We start from the raw sequence: 11,433 nt of genomic DNA, 5'->3' as shown, positions 1-11,433 counted from the left end.
GTGTCGGTGGCACACTGTCTCACCCGCCTTGTCTGCTAATTTTCCCAAAAGGGGGGGGTGTGGCGCCACCCCCCCCGCGAATCGGCCGTTCTGATCCACAAAGCGCGCTACGAAATGGGGGCGCGCATCGATCCTGCGCAGTAGTGGCAGTCCTGCCGGAATCCGCTCACGGCGGAGCGCGGCGGTCGCGCCCAGCTACCGACGTCGACGGGTTGTGTCGAGAACATGGGCAATCTCGGGTAGGGACTCGGGTGCCGTCAGCTCGTCAGGTGCGGCGTCTAGCACATAGCCGGTGATCGTGCCTTCGACGTGGGGTTTCCAGTTCCGCACCGCTTCTTCCGGATCCAGTCGGTGTGCGCCGGAGGCGCGGTCTGCGACGCACACCGTCAGGTCGCCGGTCATGAGCGAGGGGCGATGGCCTGCCACCATCCGCGCTGCCGTGTCCGCCGCGTCGGCGAGCCGGTCCAGGTCGGCGCCGGTGAGTTCCAAGGTTCCGGCGAGTGCTGCGACGACGACCGCGGCGGTCTCGTCGGCGGTGAGCTGGGCCGTGTCGGTCTCGACACCGAGCAGCGGGCCGAATCGGGCCACGTATTCCCCGGCCGAGAGCCGTTGCGGTGGAACGGCTCTGTGTGCGCCGGGATCGGCGTCGAGCAGTACGACCCGGACGTGGTCACCAGCGGCTCGCAGTAGCACCGCGATCTCGTGAGCGACGAAACCGCCCACCGACGAGCCGAGCAGTTGGTAGGGACCGCGCGGGGCGATCCGGCGGATCTCGGCGACATAGCGGACGGCGTATTCGCGGATCGTGCGCGGGGCCGGGCCATCGACCGCCTGCAGCCCGTAGATCGGGACGCGGGGATCGATGTGCGCGACCAGACCGGCGTAATTCCAGGCCAGTCCCGCTTCACCGGCCACCCAGAACAGCGGGGCGCCGTCGGTGGACGCGGTGCGCGGACGAATCGGCAACACGACCGCCAGGGCCGACGACCCGGCGCGCCCGCCGTCGACGGCGGCTACCGCCAGGCAGGAATCGGGCCGATCCGGCGACCACGCGCAGGCGGGGCCGGGCCCGGTGCCGGACGAATCAGCGTGAATGCTCACGACCGATGATACGTCGTACGAAACCTCCACCGGCCCAAGAGTTTCGGGGGCATCAGTAGGTGTGCGCGGGCAGGTAGCGCACTCCTGCCCACAGATCGTCGACGAGACGCTGATAGCTGTCGGCGAGATCGTCGAGCCGGACCCATTCGTCGTAGTAGACCGAGTCGGGCGCACCTGCCAGCCCGACGAACACCTGGGTGCTGTGCCTGGCCAGCCGGTCGACCAGTCCGCCCAGAGTTTCGCAGTGCTCGTCGGCCGCGGCGAACGGCACCGGCGCGGCCAGGATCACCCAGCGATCGATCGCCCGCATGAGCTGCGCCCTGCGGCGGTCGATCGGGGCCGACTCGCTCAGCGGTGTCCGCTCCCGCATTTCGTGCAGCTGGGCCAGCTCGCCTGCCGCGTCGAGGATCGGATGGTCATCGTGGGGCAAACCACGAAACGCCGCGAGCAGCCCATCGCGACCGGGCAGCATCGCCCCCCGAGCCGACTGCCGCATCTCACCGCTCCCCCGCCGAACCGACGACGTCACCGCGCGAAACCTTCATCTGGCATACCTCCGGATCGGCCACGACACCCCGGTAGGAGCGCCATCGCATGCGGCGGAACGAAAACACCGCCGCACGGATCCCGCACACCCGGCAATCATCCCGCCCCCAACTGTCCCGCACGACAGGCCAGGACGGAAGCGATCACCCACGGACACTCGAATTGTCCGCCCCGCCTGATCTCGCAAGCACATGGGTAACTCACCGGGCACGGGCTACCTGAACCACAACACATTCCGCCGGCCGCCCACCCCGTCGACCACGCACCTAAGTCTGGCCTGAAGTCCCGGAGAGGCGGTTACTGCACGCGGAGGCTGCCGAAGAGGCCGTCTTTTTCGTCCTCGGGGCCCGCCGTGAAGTACAGCGCGTTCGCATCGCCCAGGCTCTCGCCGTTGCCGAACATCAGCGCCCACAGCCCGGCGATCTCGACCGGCTTCGCCTCACCGTCGCGCAGGTAGTCGACGAAGGTGCCGGTGGTGTCGTCGTAGGCCAGCACGCGGCCCAGGCCGCCGAAGTTGCCGATCAGCAGCTTGCCCGAGAGCGCACCGAAGTTCGACGGCGCGATCGCGACGCCCCATGGCGCGTTGAGCCTGCCGCCGTCGTCGATGATCCGCACCAGCTTGCCCGCGGCGTCGAATTCGGCGACCTTGCCCTTGTCCGGCTTGCCGTTCGACGTCTTGTCGGCCTCGGCGTCGAGGGCGTCCTCTTCGGCCTTGTCGAACTTCGCCGGATCCTTCTCGTCCGGCTTGGTCACCGCGTAGGAGACGAACACCCGGCTGCCCAGGGTGGTGATGTTGAACGGCGCCGGGTCGCCCGGCTTGACCTTCTTGCCCTTCTCGGGGGTGGCCGGGTCGATCACGTCGCCGGTGGCGAACGGGTTGGCGAAGCCGGTGGACGCCACCGGCTGCCAGAACTTGTCGAAGGTGCGGACCTGCGGGTCGGTGCCGAAGTCGGCGGCGAGCAGCTTGTCACCGGAGGGGGCGAGCGCGATGCCGAAGAATGCCATGCCCTGCGCCGATCCGTCGAAGACCTGGTTGGCGCCGCCGTCGCGGCGCACGATCGCGCCGTCGGGCGCCTGCTCGGTCCAGGCCGAGAGCTTGCCGGAGTCGGTGGCGAAGATGAAGCGCGAGGAGCCGCCGAGCGGGATCGGCATGCCGTCGACGTCGACCCACTGGTCGCGCACGGCGAACAGGTCGGAGGTGATCGGCGCCGGGTTGAAGACAACGCCGGTGGTCTTGCCCGCGCTCTTGTCGGAGGTGTCGGCGTCGGCGCCGGGCACGCCGACGAGCTCGAGCTGGTCCTGGAACAGCTTCTGCAGCTTCGGATCCGACGAGGCGTGCACGTCACCGACGAACTGGAACGACTTGCCGCCCGCGCCGACCCAGAAGTGACCGCCGGCGCCCTTGGGGCGATCGGCCAGGCCCCAGGCGTTGACCAGGTCAGGGAAAGTGAACTGGGCGTGGTAGGAGTCCTTGTTGGCCGCCAGGTTGGTCTGGCTGTACCGGTTGCCGTCGAGCGGGGCGACATCGTCGCCCGCGGGCTCGTTGCTCGAGCACGCCGCGGCGAGCAGCAGGGCCGCACCGAGAACCACACCGCGCACCAGCCCGGACCGTACCCCGCGGGTACCCCTCACATGTCCGTTCACGTTCTTTCCTTTCGCCTCCGCCGGACGGCGTTTCAGGCGAGGCTGACCTTAGCCTGACGGCGGCGTCGGCGTGCCGTGACCGTCGCACCCGTGGCAGGTCTACGCTGTCGCCCGTGGTCGAATCCTCTGCCCCCGTCGCCCCGCACCCCGACATCGCCGCCCTGGCACCGCTGCTCGGCAGCTGGCGTGGCCGCGGCCACGGCGAGTACCCGACCATCGAATCGTTCGACTATGTCGAGGAGATCACCTTCGGGCATCTCGGCAAGCCGTTCCTCACCTACCGGCAGCGAACCAAGTCGGCGGCCGACGGCAGGCCGATGCACGCCGAGACCGGCTACCTGCGCTGTCCCGCACCCGGCCGGGTGGAGCTGATGCTGGCCCACCCCACCGGGATCACCGAGATCAGCGAGGGCACGATCACCGAAACCGTCGACGGAATTCGCCTCGAATTGAACTCGACGAATATCGGCCGCTCCGGATCGGCGAAATCGGTTACCGCCCTCGGCCGCTCATTCCACGTGACCGGCGACACCATCGACTACACGCTGCGAATGGCCGCCGTCGGCGAGTCCCTGCAACACCATCTGGCCGCAACTCTGCAACGCGCATGACCGCCGCCGAATTCGAAATATTACCCAGACACGGCCGCTGAACTGCGCGTTCGCGCGATCGATACCGATCATTCACCGTTTCATCACGGTCGCATAGCGGTTGTGTTCGAACACGCCCGCACATAACGCAACAATTAGGTGTCGCTTGCTGCCGCCGCCTGTTGCCGCTGTGATCACCGTTCTACGGTTCAACCAACAGCTAACCGCCAGACAATCGAAAGGCTGCCCGGGAAAGCACGTCGAAACCCTGAACGAGGGAGACGGACCATGAGGCGTTCCACCCTGATCTTGACCACTGCCGGAATGATTCTGGGCGGCGCGGCCGCCATCGACCTTCTCGAGGGGGCGGGCACCAACGCCGCACCCGAACCCGCCGCGAGCTACAACGTCTCGCACAACATGGCGACATCCCATTCCGAGAGCAGTTCCCTCGCGGTGGTGCGGGGCCTGCTGGCGACCGAAACCCCCGCTCAGTAACCAGGCGGCAGCGCGGCGAACATGTCCCGCGTGACGGCGACGGCATTGTCGGAGCTGCCACCCTTGACCAGCAGCGTCGCGAACGCCATGTCCCCGCGGTAGCCGACGAACCACGAGTGCGACCCGCCCTCGACCTCGGCTTCGCCTGTCTTGCCATACACCTCGCCCTGATCCCTGATCCGCTCGGCGGTGCCGCCGGTGACCACCATGCGCATCATCGAGCGCAGGCCGTCCACGACGGTCTGGTCGATCGCGGGCCGGTCACCGGTGATCTCGGTCGGCCGGCCCGCGATCAGATACGGCACCGGGGCCGATCCGTGCGCGACCGTCGCCGCCATCACCGCCATCCCGAACGGGCTCACCACCACCCGGCCCTGGCCGATGCCGTCCTCGGCGCGCTGCACGAGATCCTCCGCGGGTGGCACCGAGCCCGACATAGTCGGCAGCCCCTCCACCTTGTAGTCCTGGCCGATGCCGAGGCGGGCAGCGGCCTCGGTGAGCGCGGTGCTGTCGAGCCTGCTCGCCAGCCGCGCGAAGGTGGTGTTGCAGGACCGTTCGTAGGCGGTCGCCATCGGCACCTCGCCGACGGAGAAGAGGTTGTAGTTGGGGATCGTGCGCTCGCCGATGGTGGTGTGGCTCGGGCACGCCAGCACGGTGTCCGGCGTGGCGATGCCCGCCGCCATCGCGGCCGAGGCCGTCACCGTCTTGAAGATCGAGCCGGGCGGGTACTGACCGCTCGTCGCCACCGGGCCGTCCCGGTCGGCGTGCTTGTTCTGGGCGACCGCGAGGATCGCACCGGTCGACGGGCGGATCACCACCATCATGGTCTGCTCGGTGCGCAGGTCGACCGCGTGCTGGGCGGAGTTCTGCACGAACCGGTCGATGCTCAGCGCGAACGAGGGGGCGGGCTGGGCCGGAACCTCGTGCAGCACACCGAGATCGGCGCCGTTGGCATTGCGGGTGACCACGCTCCAGCCCGCCTTGCCGTCGACCTCGGCGATCACCGTCTTGCGGACCTGGGTCAGCAGGTCGGGTGCGAACTTGCGGTCGGTGGGCACCATGTCCCACTCCTGGGTCAGGGTGACCCCGGGCAGGCCGATCAGTTCACCGCCGATGGTCTCGGCCTCGTACTCGGTGAGTAGGATCACCGAGTACGGACCATCGGCCTTGCGCGCGGCGGTCAGGATCGCCTGCGGGGTATAGGCGACCGGATCGATCCGGCTCAACGCCGCGGCGAGCGCCCCCGCCACCCGGTCCGGATCGGTGGCCTTCGCCACGTCGAAGCGAACGCGGGACACCTTGCCCGGCACCAGGACATCGCTGCCCGCCGATTCGTTGACCCGCGCGCGCGGCGCAGGCGCGGTGCGCAGTTCCAGTGTCTGGGTGTCGCCGAGTCTGGGGTGGATGTCGGCCGAGGTCCAGCGGACCAGCCAGCGGCCACCGCTGCGGCCCATCTGCAGTTCGCCGGTATAGGTCCACTGGCGGCCCTTGGGCAGGGTCCAGGCGTAGGTGTAGTCGACCGTGGCGGTGTCACCGCTGACGCGGGCGTCGCCGGTCCTGATCTCCAGTTTCTCGGCCTGCAGCGCCTGCCACGTCGAAGTCAGTGCGGCCGTTGCCTTCTCGGGCGAGCTGGTCAGCGCGGCGGCCGCGGTGAGATCGCGATCGGCGAACGCCTCGGCGAAGGCGTCGGCGGCGGGCACCGGTCCCTGCGGGCCGGAGGAGCAGGCGGTCGCCGCCACCGCGAGGGCGGCCACCGCGAACGTGGTTACCATCCGTGTCCTCATCGGCACCGATCGTAGCGGCGACCGGGCAGCAAACCCTGGATGACGGCGCCGTACACGCGCCTGGATTCAGTCGACGAGCACCGTGGCGAAGGTGGCGATCTGGCGGAAACCCACACGGCTGTAGGCACGTCGGGCGATCTGGTTGTAGTCGTTGACATACAGACTGGCCGTACGTCCCGTCGCGACAACAGCATTCGCGACGGTGGCCGTGCCCGCCGTGCCGACGCCGGAGCCACGGAACTCGGGATGCACCCACACGCCCTGGATCTGGCCGGTCCGGCGCGACAGCGCACCGATCTCCGCCTTGTAGACGACCACGCCGTCCTCGAAACGCGCCCAGGCCCTTCCTGATTCGATCAGGCTCTTGATCCGTCGCCGGTAGCCACGGCCACCGTCGCCCGCGCGCGGGTCGACACCGACCTCTTCGATGAACATCGCGATCGCGGCGGTGAGATAGCGATCGATCTCGTCGGGCCTGACGCGGCGCACGCCGCCGTCGGGCCGGGCCAGCGCGGGCGAGGCGAGCGCGAGGAGTGGCTGATCGGCGCGCAGATCCCGGGCGGGCCCCCACTTGGGCAGCAGCAATTCCCACAGCGGCAGCGCGAGTTCCTGCCTGCCGACCACCGAGGAACACACCCGTGGCCAGCGCGCCGCGCGGTCGGCGAACGCGCGCAGGGCCTGCTGGTCACCGCGCAGCGGCATCAGGTTCGCGCCGGAGAAGCACAGCGAATCCGCGGGCCCGCCGCGGCTCCACAACTCGCCGAGACCGGAGCGCGCGTCGAGACCGAACTCCTGAACCCTGGCGGCGATCATGCAGGAAGCCACCGGGTCTGCGTCCAGGACACGCAGCACCTCGGCCAGATCTCGGACGGACACCGGGCGCGCTGGCGCGGTTTTGGACCGTCGCGTCGGCTCCAGCAGACTCCGCACGGCACCAGCCTGCCACGAAAGCACGCCGAGCGGTACGGGTCCGCGGAATCCGACGCCCGACCGTGAAAGCGCGGAAGGTCAGCCGGCAGCGTCGAATGGCCGGGATCGCGAGGGCCTGCGTGGTGACGCTGCGCTACCGCCTCCGGCCCGCCGTCTCACCCGACGGTGACGACCGGCTCGGCGCCGGGCGGCTCCCCCATCTCCTCGGCGAGGCCCAGCGCCTCTTCGATCAGCGTCTCCACGATCTGGGCTTCCGGCACGGTCTTGATGACCTCGCCCTTGACGAAGATCTGGCCCTTGCCGTTGCCCGAGGCGACACCCAGATCGGCCTCACGGGCCTCGCCGGGGCCGTTCACGACGCAGCCCATCACCGCGACGCGCAACGGCACCTCGAGCCCGTCCAAGCCCGCGGCGACCGCGTCGGCGAGGGTGTAGACGTCGACCTGCGCGCGACCGCACGACGGGCACGACACGATCTCGAGCTTGCGCGGGCGCAGGTTCAGCGACTGCAGGATCTGGCCACCGACCTTGACCTCCTCGGCGGGCGGCGCCGACAGCGAGACCCGGATCGTGTCACCGATGCCCTCGCTGAGCAGCGCGCCGAAGGCCACCGCAGACTTGATCGTGCCCTGGAACGCCGGGCCGGCCTCGGTGACGCCGAGGTGCAGCGGGTAGTCGCTCTGCGCGGCCAGCTGACGGTAGGCCTCGACCATGATCACCGGGTCGTTGTGCTTGACCGAGATCTTGATGTCGCCGAAGCCGTGGGCCTCGAACAGGCTCGCTTCCCACAGCGCCGACTCGACCAGCGCTTCCGGGGTGGCCTTGCCGTACTTCTCCAGCATCCGCTTGTCCAGCGAACCGGCGTTGACGCCGATGCGGATCGGGATGCCGGCGGCGCCCGCGGCCTTGGCGACCTCGCCGACGCGCCCGTCGAACTCCTTGATGTTGCCCGGGTTCACCCGGACCGCGGCGCACCCGGCGTCGATCGCGGCGAAGATGTAGCGCGGCTGGAAGTGGATGTCGGCGATCACCGGGATCTGCGACTTCTTCGCGATGGTGGCGAGCGCGTCGGCGTCCTCCTGGCGCGGACACGCCACCCGGACGATGTCGCAGCCCGACGCGGTCAGCTCGGCGATCTGCTGCAGCGTCGCGTTGATGTCGTGGGTCCTGGTGGTGGTCATCGACTGCACCGAAATCGGCGAGTCACTGCCGACGCCGACATTGCCCACCTTGAGCTGGCGGGTCTTGCGCCGCGGTGCGAGAACAGCAGCGGGAGCGGCGGGCATCCCCAATCCGATTGTGCTGGTCACGTTCGGCTGCCTTCTTTCGTACGTGTGTCGATTCGACCGGGATTGTTGTTGCCGAGCTTAGTCGCGCCGGTGCCCGCGGCGCCCTGTGAGGGGCACGACAGTGGGCGGACGCGGGTCAGGGTAGGCGGATCGGGTTGACGATGTCGGCGGCCAAGGTCAGCAGCATGAACGCACCACCGATCACCACCGCCACATACGTCACGGGGAGCAGTTTCAGATAGTCCACCGGACCGGCAGGGGCCTTGCCGCGCCACGACCGGATGATGTCCCTGGCCTTCTCGTAGAGCACGACCGCGATGTGCCCGCCGTCCAGCGGGAGCAAGGGCAGCAGGTTGAACGCGCCGAGGAAGAAGTTCAGGCTGGCCAGGACCAGGATGAACATGCCCCACAGGCCACGCTCGGCGGTCTCGCCACCGATGCGGCTGGCGCCGTAGACGCTGACCGGGGTCTCCGGGTCGCGCTCGCCGCCGGTGACCGCCTCCCACAGCGCCGACACCTTCTGCGGCATCTTCGCCAGCGACTTCACCGTCTCGACGAAGAAGTCACCGGTGAACGAGATGGTCGCCGGGATCGCGGCGATCGGGCCGTATTGCTGCGGCTCCGCGAAGTCCGGGCCGACACCGACCGCGCTCACCTCGCGGCTCGGCCCCTCCTTCGGGTACCGCATCGTGCGCTCCGGGGTCACCGGCACCGTCAGCGTCTTGCCCTCGCGCTGGATCGTGTAGGTGAAGGTGCCGGTCTGCTTCTGGGTCTCGGCCTGGAACTGCACCCAGGTCGTCACCGGCACACCGTTCACGGCGGTCACCACGTCACCGCGCTGCAGGCCGGCCCGCTGCGCCGGACCGGCGCCGACGCACGGCTGCAGCGTCTGGTCGGGGTTCTGCTGGGCGACGCAGCTCATCGAGCCGAGCGAGGTCGCGGGCGGCTGCTCGAGCTGCGGCAGGCCCCAGCCGATCGCCAGGGCGACCAGCAGCACGAAGCCGAGCAGGAAGTTCATCCCGATTCCGCCGAACATCACGAACAGGCGCTTCCAGGTCGACTGCCGGTACATCGCCCGGTCGACCTCTTCGGGCTCGAGCTCGTCGAGCGCGGTCATGCCCGCGATGTCGCAGAAGCCGCCGAGCGGCAGTGCCTTGAGGCCGTACTCGGTCTCACCACGGCGGAACGAGAACACCTTGGGTCCGAAACCGATGAAGTAGCGGCGCACCTTCATGCCGGTGGCCTGCGCCGCCCACATGTGCCCGCACTCGTGCAGCGCGATCGAGATCGTGATACCGAGGGCGAACAGCGCGAACCCCAGCGCGAATACCATCTGGCTCCTGTGTCGATTCGCGTCGTGTCAGGACGCGATGATTTCCGTGGCGTACTGCCGTGCCCAGCGGTCGGCCGCGAGGACGTCGTCCAGGGTATCGGGTTCCGCCTGCCAGCGATCGGCGGCCTCTACCGCCTGTGTGACGGTGCGCACGATCGCGGGGAAGCTGATCTTGCCGTCGAGGAAGGCTTGCACCGCTACCTCGTTGGCCGCGTTGTAGACGGCGGTGACGCTGCCGCCCGCCTCGCCCGCCTGTCTGGCCAGGCGCACGGCGGGGAAGACCTTGTCGTCGACCGGTTCGAACGTCCAGGTCGACGCGGTGCCGAAGTCGCACGCGGCGGCCGCGCCGGGGACCCGGTCGGGCCAGCCCAGCGCCAGGGCGATGGGCAGTTTCATGTCCGGCGGGCTGGCCTGGGCGAGGGTGGAGCCGTCGTTGAAGGTGACCATCGAGTGCACGATCGACTGGGGGTGCACAGTGACGTCGATGCGGTCGTAGGGGACGCCGAAGAGCAGGTGGGTCTCGATCAGCTCGAGGCCCTTGTTCACCAGTGACGCCGAGTTCAGGGTGTTCATCGGGCCCATCGACCAGGTCGGGTGGGTCTTGGCCTCGGCGGGGTTCACCGATTCGAGCATCTCGGCGGTCCAGCCGCGGAACGGGCCGCCCGAAGCGGTCAGGACCAGGCGCGCCACTTCCTCGGCCCGGCCACCGCGCAGACATTGCGCGAGGGCGGAGTGTTCGGAATCGACCGGGACGATCTGGCCGGGCGCGGCCGCGCGGGTCACCAGGGAACCGCCGGCGACGAGCGATTCCTTGTTGGCCAGCGCGAGCCGGGTACCCGCCTCCAGGGTGGCCAGAGTCGGGCCGAGACCCAGCGAGCCCACCAGGGCATTGAGCACGACATCGGCGTCGGTGCGGCGCACGAGTTCGGTCGCGGCCTCGGGGCCGCCGAGCTCGAGGTCGAGCGCCTGCGCGGCAGCGGGGTCGGCGACGGCGACATTGCGGGTGCCGGTGGCCGCCATCTGCTCGGCGAGCAGGGCGGTGTTGCCACCGCGTGCGGCGAGGCCGACCACCTCGAAGCGGTCGGGGTTGGCGGCGATCACCTCGAGCGCCTGGGTACCGATCGAACCGGTACTGCCGAGGAGCAGCACCTTCACCCGGTCGGCGGACGTGGAGCGGCCTTGTGCGGCACGCGTTGCTGGGTGGGACACGGCCCCATTGTGGCAGGGCTGCTGGCTACGACGGACGGTCGTATGCCACGATATGACCACTCGCCCAACCAGAACTCGAGCCCTAAGGAGCGATCGTGGCCGCCACGGACCTCGAAAAAGCCAGCACCGAGCGCGCCGTCGCCACCAGCGTCGACCCCGCCGAGGTGCCCTCGGCCGCATGGGGCTGGAGCGGTGAGTCGCGCAAGACCTTCCGCATCGCGGGCTGGGTCGTCGTCGTGGCCCTGCTCGGCATGACCATCGGCAACCACCAGGGCCACGTGGAGGACATCTTCCTCATCGGCCTGGCCGGTCTGCTCGCGGCGATCATGGTCGTCGACTCGCTCACCCGGCGCGTCCCGCGGTAGCACTTCGGCACGAATCCTCCGCCTGCGGCCGCCAACTCCTTTGCCCCCACGCGGGTATGTGGGGGCGGCCCGCGCCCCCCCCCCCCCCGCGCGCGCCGCGGCGCCCGCGGCGGCGCGGCGGGGGGCGGGGGGGGTGACGCACAC

The 11,433-nt window shown here is 69.4% G+C and carries 11 protein-coding genes; 3 read left to right on the top strand and 8 right to left on the bottom strand.

What is annotated here, in order from left to right; all coding sequences use genetic code 11:
* Positions 1-195: 195 nt before the first annotated feature.
* The 3 genes from ACFWPJ_RS07035 to ACFWPJ_RS07025 all read right to left on the bottom strand — a co-directional run bounded on the left by ACFWPJ_RS07035 (position 196) and on the right by ACFWPJ_RS07025 (position 3,291).
* A complete protein-coding gene (locus tag ACFWPJ_RS07035) occupies positions 196-1,101 on the bottom strand; it encodes a thioesterase domain-containing protein (protein ID WP_378848204.1) in 906 nt (301 codons plus the stop codon).
* A 52-nt stretch (positions 1,102-1,153) separates the two neighbouring features.
* Positions 1,154-1,597, bottom strand: a complete 444-nt coding sequence (locus tag ACFWPJ_RS07030; protein ID WP_378848202.1) for a hypothetical protein — start codon at positions 1,595-1,597, stop codon at positions 1,154-1,156.
* A gap of 347 nt (positions 1,598-1,944) precedes the next feature.
* Positions 1,945-3,291: a TIGR03118 family protein gene (locus ACFWPJ_RS07025; protein ID WP_378848199.1), complete on the bottom strand. Its 1,347-nt coding sequence runs from the start codon at positions 3,289-3,291 to the stop codon at positions 1,945-1,947.
* A gap of 113 nt (positions 3,292-3,404) precedes the next feature.
* Between ACFWPJ_RS07025 and ACFWPJ_RS07020 the strand changes: the two genes are divergently transcribed.
* Entirely contained in the window at positions 3,405-3,902 is a 498-nt protein-coding gene (locus tag ACFWPJ_RS07020) for a peroxynitrite isomerase (RefSeq protein ID WP_378848197.1), read from the top strand.
* A gap of 267 nt (positions 3,903-4,169) precedes the next feature.
* Positions 4,170-4,379: a hypothetical protein gene (locus ACFWPJ_RS07015; protein WP_378848196.1), complete on the top strand. Its 210-nt coding sequence runs from the start codon at positions 4,170-4,172 to the stop codon at positions 4,377-4,379.
* Here the strand turns inward: ACFWPJ_RS07015 and ACFWPJ_RS07010 are convergent.
* The 5 genes from ACFWPJ_RS07010 to dxr all read right to left on the bottom strand — a co-directional run bounded on the left by ACFWPJ_RS07010 (position 4,373) and on the right by dxr (position 10,924).
* Positions 4,373-6,151 (bottom strand): penicillin-binding transpeptidase domain-containing protein, encoded by a 1,779-nt coding sequence (locus tag ACFWPJ_RS07010; protein ID WP_378848193.1) that lies wholly within the window; start codon positions 6,149-6,151, stop codon positions 4,373-4,375. The two genes, ACFWPJ_RS07015 and ACFWPJ_RS07010, sit on opposite strands and share 7 nt — an antisense overlap.
* A gap of 78 nt (positions 6,152-6,229) precedes the next feature.
* Entirely contained in the window at positions 6,230-7,093 is an 864-nt protein-coding gene (locus tag ACFWPJ_RS07005) for a GNAT family N-acetyltransferase (protein ID WP_378848190.1), read from the bottom strand.
* Between the two features lie 155 nt (positions 7,094-7,248).
* The gene (ispG, locus tag ACFWPJ_RS07000; protein WP_378848189.1) at positions 7,249-8,403 is read right to left on the bottom strand and encodes a flavodoxin-dependent (E)-4-hydroxy-3-methylbut-2-enyl-diphosphate synthase; all 1,155 of its coding nucleotides are present in this window, start codon (positions 8,401-8,403) and stop codon (positions 7,249-7,251) included.
* Positions 8,404-8,518: 115 nt separating this feature from the next.
* A complete protein-coding gene (locus ACFWPJ_RS06995) occupies positions 8,519-9,715 on the bottom strand; it encodes a M50 family metallopeptidase (protein ID WP_378848186.1) in 1,197 nt (398 codons plus the stop codon).
* Between the two features lie 27 nt (positions 9,716-9,742).
* Complete coding sequence (gene dxr, locus ACFWPJ_RS06990) at positions 9,743-10,924, bottom strand: 1-deoxy-D-xylulose-5-phosphate reductoisomerase (protein WP_378848185.1); 1,182 nt, start codon at positions 10,922-10,924, stop codon at positions 9,743-9,745.
* A gap of 95 nt (positions 10,925-11,019) precedes the next feature.
* On the opposite strand from dxr, the gene ACFWPJ_RS06985 reads away from it, so the two are divergent.
* Positions 11,020-11,289: a DUF2631 domain-containing protein gene (locus ACFWPJ_RS06985; protein WP_378848182.1), complete on the top strand. Its 270-nt coding sequence runs from the start codon at positions 11,020-11,022 to the stop codon at positions 11,287-11,289.
* The last annotated feature ends 144 nt before the right edge of the window (positions 11,290-11,433 follow it).

It is taken from the genome of Nocardia sp. NPDC058497, assembly GCF_042720195.1.
Taxonomy (GTDB): Bacteria; Actinomycetota; Actinomycetes; order Mycobacteriales; family Mycobacteriaceae; genus Nocardia.
This window is presented reverse-complemented; position numbering and strand designations above follow the sequence as displayed.